14 protein-coding genes, 3 tRNA genes and 1 pseudogene are annotated in these 14619 nt (G+C 31.2%); 8 read left to right on the forward strand and 10 right to left on the reverse strand.

Annotated features, from left to right (window positions below; all coding sequences use genetic code 11):
* On the reverse strand, positions 1-416 hold a 416-nt coding region (locus tag ACMUOV_RS01490), incomplete at its 3' end, for an LptF/LptG family permease (protein ID WP_413853096.1).
* A gap of 266 nt (positions 417-682) precedes the next feature.
* Here ACMUOV_RS01490 and ACMUOV_RS01495 point away from each other — a divergent pair.
* Together ACMUOV_RS01495 and ACMUOV_RS01500 are read left to right on the forward strand one after the other, a co-directional pair.
* The gene (locus ACMUOV_RS01495; RefSeq protein ID WP_413853098.1) at positions 683-1354 is read left to right on the forward strand and encodes a DUF4230 domain-containing protein; all 672 of its coding nucleotides are present in this window, start codon (positions 683-685) and stop codon (positions 1352-1354) included.
* 24 nt (positions 1355-1378) lie between these two features.
* Positions 1379-1735, forward strand: coding sequence for a DUF1232 domain-containing protein (locus ACMUOV_RS01500; RefSeq protein ID WP_413853100.1), 357 nt, complete (start codon positions 1379-1381; stop codon positions 1733-1735).
* Between the two features lie 86 nt (positions 1736-1821).
* On the opposite strand, the gene ACMUOV_RS01505 is transcribed toward ACMUOV_RS01500, so the two are convergent.
* From ACMUOV_RS01505 to nadC, 3 genes are read right to left on the reverse strand one after another with little or no spacing between them, the layout of a single operon-like run.
* The gene (locus ACMUOV_RS01505; RefSeq protein WP_413853102.1) at positions 1822-2967 is read right to left on the reverse strand and encodes a MiaB/RimO family radical SAM methylthiotransferase; all 1146 of its coding nucleotides are present in this window, start codon (positions 2965-2967) and stop codon (positions 1822-1824) included.
* 1 nt (position 2968) lies between these two features.
* Positions 2969-3691, reverse strand: coding sequence for an RsmE family RNA methyltransferase (locus ACMUOV_RS01510; protein ID WP_413853104.1), 723 nt, complete (start codon positions 3689-3691; stop codon positions 2969-2971).
* Between the two features lie 3 nt (positions 3692-3694).
* Positions 3695-4549, reverse strand: a complete 855-nt coding sequence (gene nadC, locus ACMUOV_RS01515) for a carboxylating nicotinate-nucleotide diphosphorylase (RefSeq protein ID WP_413853106.1) — start codon at positions 4547-4549, stop codon at positions 3695-3697.
* 502 nt (positions 4550-5051) lie between these two features.
* On the opposite strand from nadC, the gene ACMUOV_RS01520 reads away from it, so the two are divergent.
* The gene (locus tag ACMUOV_RS01520; protein WP_413853108.1) at positions 5052-6350 is read left to right on the forward strand and encodes a dihydrolipoyl dehydrogenase family protein; all 1299 of its coding nucleotides are present in this window, start codon (positions 5052-5054) and stop codon (positions 6348-6350) included.
* 4 nt (positions 6351-6354) lie between these two features.
* Here the strand turns inward: ACMUOV_RS01520 and ACMUOV_RS01525 are convergent.
* From ACMUOV_RS01525 to ACMUOV_RS01550, 6 genes are all read right to left on the reverse strand, one after another.
* Positions 6355-6427 (reverse strand) — tRNA-Lys (locus ACMUOV_RS01525).
* Positions 6428-6441: 14 nt separating this feature from the next.
* Positions 6442-6515, reverse strand: a tRNA-Val gene (locus ACMUOV_RS01530).
* An 8-nt stretch (positions 6516-6523) separates the two neighbouring features.
* Positions 6524-6597 (reverse strand) — tRNA-Cys (locus tag ACMUOV_RS01535).
* A gap of 57 nt (positions 6598-6654) precedes the next feature.
* The gene (locus ACMUOV_RS01540) at positions 6655-8271 is read right to left on the reverse strand and encodes an O-antigen ligase family protein (RefSeq protein WP_413853110.1); all 1617 of its coding nucleotides are present in this window, start codon (positions 8269-8271) and stop codon (positions 6655-6657) included.
* The gene (locus tag ACMUOV_RS01545) at positions 8271-10010 is read right to left on the reverse strand and encodes a polysaccharide biosynthesis tyrosine autokinase (protein WP_413853112.1); all 1740 of its coding nucleotides are present in this window, start codon (positions 10008-10010) and stop codon (positions 8271-8273) included. Before ACMUOV_RS01545 ends, ACMUOV_RS01540 begins: the two co-directional genes overlap by 1 nt.
* Before the next feature lie 9 nt (positions 10011-10019).
* Positions 10020-10688, reverse strand: a complete 669-nt coding sequence (locus ACMUOV_RS01550; protein ID WP_413853114.1) for a polysaccharide biosynthesis/export family protein — start codon at positions 10686-10688, stop codon at positions 10020-10022.
* Positions 10689-10808: 120 nt separating this feature from the next.
* Here ACMUOV_RS01550 and glmU point away from each other — a divergent pair, with 120 nt between their 5' ends.
* The 5 genes and pseudogenes from glmU to ACMUOV_RS01575 all read left to right on the forward strand — a co-directional run.
* Entirely contained in the window at positions 10809-12182 is a 1374-nt protein-coding gene (gene glmU / locus ACMUOV_RS01555; protein ID WP_413853116.1) for a bifunctional UDP-N-acetylglucosamine diphosphorylase/glucosamine-1-phosphate N-acetyltransferase GlmU, read from the forward strand.
* Positions 12183-12184: 2 nt separating this feature from the next.
* Positions 12185-13111, forward strand: a complete 927-nt coding sequence (locus tag ACMUOV_RS01560) for a ribose-phosphate pyrophosphokinase (RefSeq protein ID WP_413853118.1) — start codon at positions 12185-12187, stop codon at positions 13109-13111.
* A gap of 33 nt (positions 13112-13144) precedes the next feature.
* A complete protein-coding gene (locus tag ACMUOV_RS01565; protein ID WP_413853120.1) occupies positions 13145-13798 on the forward strand; it encodes a 50S ribosomal protein L25 in 654 nt (217 codons plus the stop codon).
* Positions 13799-13802: 4 nt separating this feature from the next.
* Positions 13803-14375, forward strand: a complete 573-nt coding sequence (pth, locus tag ACMUOV_RS01570) for an aminoacyl-tRNA hydrolase (RefSeq protein WP_413853122.1) — start codon at positions 13803-13805, stop codon at positions 14373-14375.
* A pseudogene (locus ACMUOV_RS01575) lies at positions 14372-14619 on the forward strand (5,10-methylenetetrahydrofolate reductase); the annotation flags it as partial. The gene pth and the pseudogene ACMUOV_RS01575, both read left to right, overlap by 4 nt.

Below are 14619 nucleotides of genomic sequence, written 5' to 3' on the forward strand. Positions count from 1 at the left end.
GTAAGTATATTTTTATAAAGTGTTCTGAAATATTTATGTGTTGAAGGTGCTAAGTCGTGGTTGAAAAATACAAGTCCTAAACTGATTAATGCAACAAAAACTATTACGGGCATTGATAAAGTTTTGTAATCTACGCCTGTTGCTTTCATTACGGTTATTTCGTTATCTTCGGCAAACCTGCCGTAACTTATAAGCACTCCGAATAAAATTGCCATAGGTATTGTTAAAGAAAGTATTGTCGGAATAACGAGCAAAAACAATTGTAATACAAGCCAAAAAGCAACACCTCTTGCCAAAAACAAATCTACAAACTGAAATATTTGGTCAATCAACAAAATTGCCGAAAATACTATAAGCCCGAAAACAAACGAACCTAAAAATTCTTTAACTATATACCCGTGTAATATTTTTATCATTTTCTTTGCCGGTTAAAAATTTATCTTTCCAATTATAACAAATTTAGTTCCGCTCTTCCACTTTTTTAACATAATAAATTTTAGCTTATATGTTTGCCGTTGTCGTTTGCTGTTGTCGTTAAACCTATAACCCTATAACCCCATAGCCATATAACCTGTCTTTATAACTTCTCAGCCCCTCAGCTAAATTTCTATTGATTTTTTGCTTAAACTGCAATATAATAAACTTGTTTAATAAATTAAAATTTTTAAACTTTAAAATATTTATGGAAAAGAAAATTTATTTGGTTATTATAACTCTATTGTTTTGTATTGTATGTGCTTTTTCTTTTATAACCGTTAAAAATTTTATTAATGAAAAAAAAGAAAAATTATCGGTTAATAAAGAAGCAAAAGTGAACATAGAATATTTGAATAATCAAATTAAAAATATAGGTTATTTAATAACATCGGAAGTTCAATATGGCGGATTGGTTGAATATGAAACAAACGGTAATAATAACCCGATATATAAATATTTTATCAGTAAAAAATTTTTAATGCTTTATGATGCCGAAATAAATGCAGGTATAGATTTAACTCTTGTTGAATTAAATGAATTAAAAACAAGCAAAAACGAAAATAAAATTGTTGTTAAAATGCCGTATCCGACAATTAAAACTTTTAATGTTAATCCGAAAAAATTTTATGATTTAAAAAAATCGTGGATTGAATTCGGTGAAACGGATAAAGAAGCTATGAATAATGCAAAGCTGTATGCCGGTAATGATGCAAGAAATAATATCGATTTTAATAAATTGTTTTCCAATGCACAAAAACAGGCGGAAATAATTATAGGCAATTTGATACGTGCCGGAATGACAGATAAAAAATATAATATTGAATTTGAGATAATTGACAATAATACGGATAAAAATCAAAATAATATTAAATTTTAGAGCAAAATTATTAAAGGATAAAAAATGCAACAATCCCAAGAATCTATAGAACCCGAAATAGTTGACAAAATAAAAAAACAAGACTGTAAAAGTATTGAAGACGGTAAAAAGAAAAAAGTTTGGGCTTGGATATTTTTTGTGTTGTCTTTACTTTACGGCTTGTATCCCATGGATGTTATTCCGGACATACCGATTGTCGGTTGGATAGATGATATTACAATAACGGCTGCAGCGTTTATAAACCTTATTCAACAACAATTTTTTCAGGCAAATGATACTTTAAACGAATTGCTTAAAACATTAAAATGGATTTTGTTTTTTGCTGCCGTTTTTGTTTTTCTTATTGCGATTTTAATAATAACATTGATAGTAAAAAATTAAAAAATTGCTAAGCAATTTTTAGCTGATAAGTTGAGAGTTGAGAGTTGAGTTTTTGTTCAAGCTGCCGTTAGTTTAAGCGATGACATTTATTGAATTATAGTTTCAAAAATTCCTTTTTGCGCAGTGACATTATTGAGTGTTAAATAATTGTCGGTTAATGCTTTGCCGTCTTTTAATGCAACAACATTTCTCTTCGTCCCGATAAATTTAGCATAAAAATTATTTCTTAAAATTTTATCAAGTTCTAAAAGTTTATGCACTCTTTTTTTTATCTCTTCCGGTGTTGATATTTGTTTTAAATTAAAAGCAACCGTTCCTTTACGCGGTGAAAAAGGAAAAACGTGCAATCTTGCAAAATTATTGCTTTTTAAAAAATCATAAGTTTCGTTAAAGTTTTCTTCCGTTTCGGTGGGAAAACCCGCAATTACATCCGTTGTCAAAGCAATTGAAGGAATTTCTTTTGTAAGTTTGTCAATAATATTTTTAAAATATTGTATATCGTATCTGCGGTTCATTTTTTGCAATACTTCATTACTTGCCGACTGTAAAGGTATATGTAAATGCTGGCATAACCTGACGGATTCTTTTTTTAAAAGTTCTATAAGTTCATCGTTTACTTCGTTAACTTCTATTGAAGAAAGGCGTATTCTGAAAATTTTATTTATTTGTTTAAAAATTTGTTTTAATAAATTTGCAATCCCGCCTTCATATTTTCCTATATGAATACCTGATAATACTATTTCATAATATCCGTTATCGATTAAAGTATTTATTTCGTCAATAATTTCCGCTTGCGGTTTACTCCATAAAGTATTTCTTGCAAAAGGAACTATGCAATACGAACAAAAACTGTTACAGCCGTCTTGAATTTTTAAAAATGCTCTTGAATGTTTTTGAAACGAATAAATTTTTTGTTTTTTCGGTAATAAATTTTCTTTTGATATTATTTTAACGGAGGGGAATATTTGTTTTATTTCTTCTTGTGATACCTTCTGATAGCATCCTGTTAAAATTATTTTTTTACCTTTATTTAATAATTTTTTTATTAAAGTATTGCATTGTTTATTTGCCTGTTCCGTAACCGTGCATGAATTTATTATTACCGTATCGGCGGTTTCAATATTATCCGTTAATTTTTTATTTTCAACAGATAAACGTTCCGTTATTAATTGACTTTCATATTGGTTTATTTTGCAACCGAAGGTATAAATAAAAAATTTTTCTTCGCTCATTTTATATCCATTTGTTTGAAATTAAAACGGCTGCGGTTATTGCTGCAGTTTCAATTCTTAAAATATTTTTACCTAAAGTTATTGTGTGAAAATTATTATTTTTTGCAAGTTCTATTTCATTAGGTTCAAAACCGCCTTCCGGTCCTATAAAAATATTTATTCTTTTTATATTTATATTTTTATTATAAATATCGTCAATTGTTTGTTTATCTTCACTTTCCCATGCAAGTATTGACAATGTTTTTTCCGTTATGCTGCTTTTTAATGCATTTTCAAAAGCCAAAGGTTTTTCTATTTCCATTATATCTGCCCGTCCGCACTGACAACTTGCCGAAATTGAAATTTTATTGAGTCGTTCATATTTGTTAGGTGAAAAAGAAGTTATAACACTTCTTTTTGTAATTAACGGTATAAATTTTGTTATGCCGATTTCTGCCGTTTTTTCTATAAGCCATTCGGTTCTTTCTCCTTTAGCAATTGCACAATACAAATAAATTTCGACCGAAGGTTTGATAAAAGTTTGTTTATTAAGGATAATTCCGCTTAACTTCTCTTTTGAAATTTTTGTTATTTTTCCTAAAAAGCCGTTACCTAATCCGTCAAATAATTTAATTTCATCATCAACTGCAAATCTTCTAACATTAACCACATAATGCAGCTGTTCACTTTCCATTGTAAAAGTATTATTTATAATATTTTTTGGGTAGATATAGAAATGAGACATCTTTTACCTTGAAGGTTTTGTTATTTTAATTTTTAAGGAAATATCCAAAGCAGGCGCGGAGTGTGTTAACATTCCTATTGAAATTCTGTCAATTCCCAAATTTGCATATTTTTTTATTCTTTTTAAATTCATTCCGCCGGATATTTCTATCTGCGGCTTATACTTTTTTGTTGAATTTTGCCTTATAATGTTGATAAATTTTTTCAAATCTTTATCTTTTATGTTATCTAACATTATCATATCGACTTTTGCATTTAAAGCATCTTTAATGTTTTTTTCGTTTTCACATTCAACCTGTATCAAAACTTTTTTATGTTTTTTCCTTATTTTTGCTACGGTTTCGGGTAAGTTTTCTATAAAAACCAAATGATTGTCTTTTATCAAAACCATATCGGACAAATTCATTCTGTGGTTTTTTGCACCGCCGCATTTAACCGCATATTTTGATAAATATCTTAAACCGGGAATAGTTTTCCTTGTGTCGTAAATAAATGTGTTTTTACCTTTAACCACTTCAACAAATTTACTTGTTAATGTTGATATTCCCGAAAGTTGTTGTATAAAATTAAGTGCCGTTCTTTCGGCGCATAACATTTGATAGGCAGGTCCTTTCATTGTTAAAATAACGGTTCCTTTTTTTATTTTATCACCGTCTTTAACAAATGTTTTAAACGAAAAGTTTTTGTCAAGTTTTAGGAAAACTTTTTTAAATATATCAAGCCCGCAAATAATGCCGTCATGTTTTGCAAGCAACACGGCTGTTGCTGCGGCATTTTTTGCTATAATTCCTTTGGAAGTAATATCGTTAAATGCACAATCTTCTTCCAATGCTAATGAGATTATTTTATCAAAATTCATATCCTTTTTATTATATCACAAACAACACTATTTTTTCAAGAATAGAAAATGCTATTTTTGTTATTATCAATGTGAATTTGGTTTATAAGTTTATCGGATTATAAGGTTACAAGTTATTTTTTTTAGTTTTTTGTTTTTGTTGTTTAACCAATAACCCCATACCCCCTATAGCCGAAAATTGCTTGCAATTTTTGTCGTTTGCCGTTAATTATACATTCTACATTGTAAGTTATACATTGTCGTTCTAAGCCCTCAGCTTCTCAGCTCTCAGCTGTTTTTATCATCCCATAACCTGTATTTATATTCTCAACTCTCAGCTCCCAGCTGTCGTTGTCGTTCGTCGTTTACTGTTGTCGTTAACCCCATAACCCCATAACCATATAACCTGTCTTTATAACTTCTCATCCCTCAGCTGTCGTTATACCCCCCATAACCTGTTTTTTATTGATAAATATGCTTTGGAATTTATATAATTAAATAAGTTTTGTCAGGGAGAATAAAAATGGAAAATAAATATGATGTTGCCGTTATAGGTGCAGGTCCTGCCGGTTATACTTGTGCTGTTGAATTTGCAAAGCAAAATTTAAAAACGGTTATTATTGAAAAAGAAAATTTAGGCGGAACTTGTTTGAATAACGGTTGTATTCCTACAAAATTTTTATGGCAGGTTGCAAAAACAAAACAAATAATATCAAAATCTTTTGAATATGCACTTAAAGCAAAGTTGGAACCTGTTAATTTTAGCGATATAATAAATAAAAAAAATAAATTGGTTGCAAACTTATCAAAAGGTATTGAAAGGTTGTTAACGGCAAATAATGTCGATATAATTAAAGGTTTTGCAACTTTTAAAGATAAAAATATTTTATCCGTAAAGACGTCGGAAAAAGAAATTGAAGTGTTTGCAAATAAAATTATAATAGCCGCGGGCTCACAATGTAAAAATATTGCCGGTATGGAGTTTGATCATAAAAAATATATAAATTCTACGGATGCTTTAAATTTAACTGAAATTCCCAAAACAATGTTGGTTATAGGTGCGGGTGCTATAGGTGTTGAATTGAGTTCAATTTTTTCATGTTTCGGAACGGATGTAACATTAAGGGAAATTTGTCCGCAAATATTGCCTAGCGAAGATACCGAACTTGCTTTTGAACTTACAAAAGTTCTTGCAAGGCAGGGGATAAAAGTTGAAGTTTCATGCACGGATACGTTAAAAGATAAAGATAAATTTGAAAAGATATTAATAGTTGCCGGAAGGCAATCATCGGCGGAAGGTTTGAATATCGAAAATATTAAATTAAATTTGGATAACAAAAAGTTTATAGAAACTAAAAATTATGTAACAAATATTGATAATGTTTATGCAATAGGTGATGTTACGGGTAAAGGTTTTTTGGCTTATACGGCAGAACAAGACGGAATAAATGCGGCGAAAAATTTATTGCAAAATAATGATCCCGTTCCTAAAGTTGTATTTTCTTTTCCTCCTTCGGCAAGTGTAAAATCCGTTGATTTTGATAAATGTGATGATATTTCTTACGGTAAAGTTTCGTTTTCCGCAAATGCAAGGGCGCAAATTGAAGCCGAAAGAACCGGTTGGGTAAAAGTTGCAATTGACAATAAAACAAAAAAAATAAAAGCAGTGTGGATTTTAGGTGCAAATGCCGATGAGCTTATAAACATTGCAACCGTTATAATAAAAGCCGAAATGACAATAACCGATTTATCTAAAAATATGTTTTTCCATCCGGGACTTGCGGAACTTATATTGGAAGCCGTAAGGAATGTTAAAAATTAAAAACTGCGCCATACAGGAATTGAACCTGTAACCTAACGATTAAGAGTCGTTTGCTCTACCAATTGAGCTAATGGCGCATATATTTCGGCAGTGCCCGATAGAGGACTCGGACCTCTGACCCCTTCCATGTCAAGGAAGTACTCTAACCAACTGAGCTAACCGGGCAGAAAGTTAGGTGCGAATCGGATTCGAACCGATGCAAAACAGTTTTGCAGACTGCTCCCTTAACCAGCTCGGGCATCGCACCGTATCAACATTAAAATATTTCCTAAGTATATAAAAAATATAAAAAACTGTCAATTTTTTATTTTGCCGCAGTATAAATTTGTGAAAATCTTTTTTCAAAAGGGTATTTTTGTAAATTTTCCATTGCAAGATTTTTTGCTTTATTTTTGTATTCCTGTTTTTGTTCATCGGATAACACTTTTGATTTTTGTGCCTTTATATATTCTATACCTAAATCTATTGCATATCTCGGGTTTGCCGAATAAGCAACCGCTTTTTCATAACTTGAAATTTTACCTTCAATTGATAATTTGTTGCCGAAAATAGTCCAACGCCAAATAACCGTGTTTTTGGCTGAAAATACAATTATTACCGAAAATGCCGCAATAAAGAATGTTTTTATAAAAATATTTGATTTAAAATAAGAAATATCTTCTTTAAAAAAAGTAGCCGAACTTAAAATTGCCAAAATCGTAAAAAATAATATTGCATTTGCGGGAATATGTAAATGAAAATCAACCGAACTTGCAATACTTACCGATAACAGCGAACATAGTAACGGGATATAAAGCGCTCTTTTTGAATGCCGTAAATTTTTTATGTTTTTTAAAAATATATAAACAGTTAAAATAATCAACAAAAATATTATCAATCCTGCAGGATATCCTATTCCAAGTAAAAGTTCCAACCAGTCGTTATGTAAATAATTCGGATAACCGCTAAAGTTCATTTCCTGATAATTTCCTATGGCCACTGGAAATGCGGCAACCCCCGTTCCCGTTAAAGGATATTCCTTTAACATTTTAAAAGCGCTGTTATATAAATCAATTCTTGCTTGTGTTGAAAAATCATCTACGGATTTTCTGGATGCAAATTCGTTTATACTGTCTCTGTAAATATAAATAAAATAAGAAAAAACGGAAAATAAAAATATTGTAACACAAACTGCGATAACTGATTTTTTCGTATCTCTTATTAAGTACATACCGGATAAAATAAATAAAGCAAACAAAGATATAAAAGTTGCAAGCATTGCTCCGCGTGAACGGGTAAAAACAACACCGATAAGAAACAATATGCTTAAAGCAATAAATATAAATTTAAGGGGGGTATTTTTTGATTGCTTTACGAATATATGAAAAAGTAACGATAACGTTGTAAATAACGACATTGCCAAAAATGCACCGGCATTGTTTCTGTTAACAAAAGGTCCGAATGAACCGAAAACCTTAGCACCCAAAAAAGTTTTTATGTATTCGCCTTTCGGGCAAGAAAAACCTATAAATAATACAATTGCAGACGATATGACAATAATTAATAATAATTTTTTTATTATATCGGAATTTTCAAAATTTTGGTTTGCAATAAAAAAAACAAACATATAAAGTAAAATATTTGATAAATCTGTAAAAGTATAAAACGGACAAAGCGAAAAAGGTAAATATAATTTTTTTTCAAGAATTGTGTGCGGATTAAAATACTGAATAACACAAAGTAATAAAACGATGATAAAACAAAATATTATTTTTTTTGATACGGGTGTAAAATAAAATTCCTGCCGTCTAAAAAACAATTCAATTAACAGGAAAAAAAATAAACATTGCGAAATAAGCAGTGCCCACGGTTCCGTTAATGCAAAACTCAAAGGTGCAAAAAATAAAATAAATGAAAATAAAACAAAAGGAAAATATCCCATTAATTCTTTTTCTTGTTTTTGTAAGAGTAATAATAGTAGTAAGAGCTGCCCTTTGCGGCAATTCCCTGTTTTTTATGGTAAGTAATAACTCCGCCCAATATTTTAATGTTTGCTTTTATTATTTTTTCTATGGCAATTTTTGCCATCTTTGTGCTTGTTTTACCGTGACGGACGGTAAATATTGTTCTGTCAATATATTTACCCCATAATAAAGTATCGTTTACCGGTAAAATTGCAGGTGTATCTATCAATACAATATCAAATTTTGAAGTTGCCCATTGAATAAACTTGCCTAAAAGCTCTCTGCTTAGTAATTCCGACGGGTTAGGCGGATTTATACCTGCCGTTATAACAAAAAGATTTTCTATTTCCGTTTTTTTAATAAATTTACTTTCAATAAATTCATTAAAGTTTCCGTCGTTTTCATTAAAAGATAAAATATCACTCATACCGTTTCTTAAAGGTAATTCAAACGATTTATGTAATCTTGCTCTTCTAAGGTCGCCGTCAACAATTAAAACTTTACTTCCCGTTTGTGCCATTGCAACCGCTAAATTGGTTGATAAATTTGTTTTTCCTTCACTTTGAACCGAACTTGTAACCAAAAATGCTTTTTCTTTAAAATTTGCCAATGTAAAATTTAACATTACTCGTATGTTTCTTATTTGTTCGGCATATAAAGGATTATCCTTACTTAGCATAAAAGAATACTCTTTTGTGCCTTTTTTCAATTTTTCGGTAGGAACAAAACCCAAAAACGACAAATCCAATTCTCTTTCCAAATCTTCGGAACTTTTTATACTCTTATCCAAGAATTCAATCATAAAAATTATAAGAATTGCAATTATCCCGCCTGCAACAACTCCGATTAACAAATTAATTAATTTTCTCGGTAAATAAGGGTTATCCGGAACGGTTGCCTCATCTATAATTCTTATATTGTTTCCCGCAAATTGACCGGACAAATCTATTTTTATACTCTGTATAAGTCTTTTTGTTTCAATATCAATTTTTTCTCTTACTACTTTTAATTGATTTTCAACCGATATTACTTCGGGATGGTTTGACGTATATTTTGCAATTAATTTTGCATAATTTTCCTGAAGGCCGATTTCCTTGTTTTTTAAATTCTTTATAAAATCACTGTTTACTACCTGAGGAATTGAGTTTAAAAGTTCCTGCTGTTGTTGATTTTTTACGGTACTTTCAAGAGCGGCAATAATATCTTGTGTTATAAACGAACGGTTTGTAATATTATCGGCAGCAAATGTTTTTGCAAGAGCATTCGCAATTTTTGCCGTTAATTCCCTGTCAAAAGAAGAAACTTCCAAATTAACCAAACGGCTTCTTGTAACAGGTTCTATTTTTAACCTTTTCTTTAATTTAGCCCAACCGTTAGGATCTGCAAATTCCGGATATTGATTTAAACTGAGATTTTTATGTATTTTTTGTAACAGCGATTTTGATTCCAATAATTTATATTGAGTTCTGTAATAATCTTCATCACTTGCCCAAGAACCGAAAGATGTCGTATCTATTCTTCCGGCAGTTTCCCTGTCAATCATCATAAGAACGGTTGCCTTATAAACGGGTTGAGTAAGAACATTTACTGCCGTAGCTATAACTACACCTATAAAAACAAATAATATAAGTATCCATAAATGTTTGAATATAACGGAAATGTAATAAGAAAAATCAATTGTATCTTCGTTGTTATTTATATCTAAATTGGTATTCAATGCTATCTCCTAAAACATACTTTGAGGAACAAAAATTATGTCACTCGGTTTTAATATAATATCCAAGTCTTTTTTACCTTGTTTTGTAATTTGAGAAATATCAACTTCAATATTTTTCTGTTTACCGTCTTCCATCCTTAAAACCCTAACTTTTGTTGAAGCTATGTTTGTAAAACCTCCAACCGATGTTATCGCTTCAAGTATTGTAAGGTTTCTTCCGGGAGGTATTTTTATGGCCGAAGGATTTTTTACCTGCCCTAAAACATATACCGTTGTGTTACAATATTCTTTTATAAATATTGATATGTGAGGTTGTTTTATATATTTCTTAAATTTGTATGATATTTCAATTTCTGCATCCGTTACGGATAAACCTGCAACCTTAACGGTACCTATTAAAGGCATTGTTATGTATCCGTTACCCGATATTCTTTGAGTTCTGTTCATATCCGTTTCATTAAATACAGATATATCTATTAAATCCCCGGATTGCAAGATATAATCGTTGGAACTTTTTAATTGTGCCATGTTTATGTTTATTTGTTCCTGAAGTTGCTTGTTGTCCATATTCGAGGGAGATACTGTTTTTAAAGGAGAAACGGCTTTTACGCCGCTTGACGCACAAGACATAAAAAAACATAAACTGCTTACCGTAATAACAAAATATAATTTATTCATAATTCTGTCATTCTACAAAAAAAACAATAAAAAAGCAACATATTGTTCCGATTTGCTTTGCAGTTGAAAAAAGGAATATAATTTTGTAAAATTACAAAATATTTTGGAGATTGATAAATTATGAAAACGAATTTATATGGTGTTATACTTGCTGCCGGCAACGGAACAAGGATGAAATCTTGTTTGCCCAAAGTTTTACACAAAGTATGCGGAAAAGAATTGATTTCTTACGTTATTGATTGTTGTGAAGCATTGAAAGTCGGTAAAACTTATATTGTTACGGGTAACGGAAGCGAGCAGGTAAAACAATTCTTAAACAAGTACGGAAATGTTGAAACCGTTCTGCAAAAAGAACGCCTTGGTTCCGCGCATGCTTTTTTACAAGCAAAAAGTAAAATGAAAAAGTTAACGGGTAATGTTATTGTTATGTGCGGAGATACTCCTTTAATAACTTCTTCTACAATAAAAAAATTGGTTGATTATCATATAAAAAACAAAAATGATGCTACAATACTTTCCGGTTTTGTCGGTAATCCGTTCGGATACGGAAGGATTGTCAGAGATATGTCCGGTAACGTATCTTCGATAGTTGAAGAAAAATCCGCAAACGAAAAAGAAAAATCAATCAATGAAATAAACAGCGGAATATATTGTTTTAATTTAAAAACTGTTTGGAAAGCGCTTGATAAAGTAAAGCCGAACAATTCAAAAAAAGAATATTATCTTACCGATGTTATTTCAATTTTAAATAAAGACGGTTTTAAAACCGATGCTTTTGCAATTTGCAAAGAAGAAGAGATATTGGGTGTTAACGACAGAGCGCAACTTGCTTGTGCCGGGAAAATATTAAAAGAAAGAATTTTAAGCGAATTGATGATAAACGGAGTTACAATTGAAGATCCTTCTTCAACGTATATATACGGAAACGTTAAAATTGCGCAAGATACGGTAATAAAACCGAATACTTTTATTGAAGGTGATGTTAAAATAGGAACAGGTTGCGTAATAGGGCCTGATACTTCCGTAATTAATTCCGAAATTAAAAATAATGTTTCGATAAAGTATTCATATATTGACAGTGCCGTTATAGAAGATAACGTAAAAATCGGTCCTTTTTCACATATACGGCCGGGTGCCGTTTTAAAACAAAAAGTAAAAGTCGGTAATTTCAGCGAAGTAAAAAAATCCGTTGTTGGTGAAGGTTCCAAAGTAAATCATTTATCTTATATCGGTGACGCTTTGGTCGGAAAAGATGTTAATATAGGTGCGGGAACAATAACATGTAATTATGACGGAGTATCAAAATATAAAACCGTTCTCGGAGATAATGTTTTTGTCGGTTCAAATACAAATTTGGTTGCTCCGGTAAACATAGGTAAAAATGTTTTGATTGCGGCAGGTTCTACAATAACGGAAAATGTTGTTAAAAATAAATTGGTAATAGCAAGGTCAAGGCAGATAATAAAAGAAAAGAAAAACAAAAAAAGAGGATAACAATGAAGCTAAAACTTATTGCAGGAAATGCAAATCCTGCTTTGGCGGAACAAATTTCCAAAAAATTGGGTGTAGAACTTAGCGAAGCAAAAATAGGCAGGTTTAGCGACGGCGAAATTCAGGTGAAAATTGTTGACGGTGTCAGAGGTGCGGATTGTTTTATTATTCAATCGACATGTGCTCCGGTAAACGAAAATGTTATGGAATTATTGGTAATAGCCGATGCTTTAAAAAGAGCTTCGGCAAGAAGAATAACGGCAGTTATTCCTTACTACGGTTATGCAAGGCAAGACAGAAAAGCGGAACCGCGTGTTCCGATAACATCAAAACTTATTGCAAATTTAATAACGGCTTCCGGAATAAACAGAGTATTGACCATGGATTTACATGCAAGGCAAATTCAAGGTTTTTTTGATATTCCCGTTGACCACCTGTATGCAAGACCGGTTTTGTTACAATATTTTTTGAATTTAAAATTACATAACCCGATAGTTGTTTCGCCTGATGCCGGCGGTGTTGAAAGAGCAAGGTCTTTTGCAAAACTTCTTAATGCGGATTTGGCTATTGTGGATAAAAGAAGACCTCGGCCCAATGAAGCGGCAATTATGAATATTATAGGTGATGTAAAAGGAAGAAACGCAATAATTCTTGATGATATGATTGATACCGGCGGAACCTTAACAAAAGTTGCCGATGCAATTAAAAATGCGGGGGCAATAAAAGTTTATGCGGCAGCTTCTCACGGAGTTTTATCCGGACAGGCAATAGAAAAGATACAAAATTCTTCTTTGGAGGAAGTTGCGATAACCGATTCTATTCCGCGCAGTTCCGATATACCTAAAATAAAAGTTTTGTCTATTGCCTCTCTTTTGGCAGAAGCAATACTTAGAATATCTAACGATGAGTCTATAAGTGCACTTTTCGTTTAAAATAAAATTGTAGAAATATAAATGGAGGATGTTATGAAGCAAGTAGTTTTAGAAGCAGATTTAAGAGATGTTAAACAGAATTTGAATGCTATAAGGAAAGACGGAAAAGTTCCTGCTGTTTTCTATGGTAAAAATGAAAAACCCGTTTCCATATCGGTTGATTCAAAACAGTTTATGTCGGTTATTGAAAAAGAAGGTTCAAACGTTATTTTTGAATTGAAAATGAAAAACGGTTCAAAAAATGCAATTGTAAAAGAATTGCAGAGGCACGTATTAACACAAAAACCTAATCATATAGATTTTCAATCAATATCTTTAACGGATAAAATTGAAATTATGGTTGCAATTCATACCGAAGGAATACCTGACGGAGTAAAAAATTTCGGCGGTATAATGGAACATATTTTAAGAGAAATAAAAGTAAGGTGTTTACCTACCGATATTCCTAACAAAATAAACATTGACGTATCAAATTTAAAAATAGGTGATTCGGTTACGGTTGCGGATTTGCCTAAAATAGACGGTGTTGAATATGAACATGACAGTTCTGCAATAGTTGTTAATGTTGTTGCTCAAGCCGTTGAAGAAGAAAAACCGGCAGAAGCGGCAGAACCTCAAGCACCCGAAGTAATATCAAAAGGTAAGAAAGATGAAGCCGCTGAAGGTGCCGCTGAAGCAAAAAAATAAATAGATGACCGAGAACATTAAACTAATTGCAGGTTTAGGTAATCCGGACATAAAATATTTAAACACTCGTCATAATTTCGGTTTTAAAGCATTGGATGTTTTAGCACAAACACAAAACGAACAATGGAAAAATCACAAAGATATGGCGAGTGTTGTTTTCTATGAAAGAAACGGCAAAAAAGTGTTGTTGGTAAAACCTATGACATATATGAATAATTCGGGGCTTCCGCTTAGGGTTATTGCCGACTTTTATAAAATTAAGCCGTCCGAAATTTTGGTTTTTTATGATGATTTTTCAATTCCGCTCGGAAGTTTAAAATTCAGAATGAACGGTTCTTCCGGTGGGCATAATGGTATAGATTCTATTATAAAACATTTAGGTACATCTGAATTTCCCAGAGTTAAATTAGGAATAGGACCTTTGCCGAAATATGTAAATATGCCGGATTTTGTTTTGGGTAAATTTTCCGATGAAGAATTAATTAAAGTTGATAAAATTTTATCATCAATAACAAGTATTGTCGATACAATAATTGATTTAGGTTTTGAAAAAGCTGTATCAAAAATAAAAATATGATAATAACAAAAAAGAAAAATTTTACTGAAATTCTGTCAAAATTAAATAAAACCGATAAAGTTTTTATTGTCGGTTGCGGTTCCTGTGCAACAAAATGTAATACAGGTTCTTTAGAAGCAGTTGAAGAAATGGCAGAACAATTAAAAAATAACAATATTATCGTGTCTGGTTCTTATGTATTGGACACGGCTTGCGATATAAGAATTGCAAGAAAAGATTTATCAAAAAATGAAAATTTTAAAAA

The sequence above is a fragment of the Candidatus Ruminimicrobium bovinum genome (assembly GCF_902760015.1).
Lineage (GTDB): Bacteria > Elusimicrobiota > Endomicrobiia > Endomicrobiales > Endomicrobiaceae > Ruminimicrobium > Ruminimicrobium bovinum.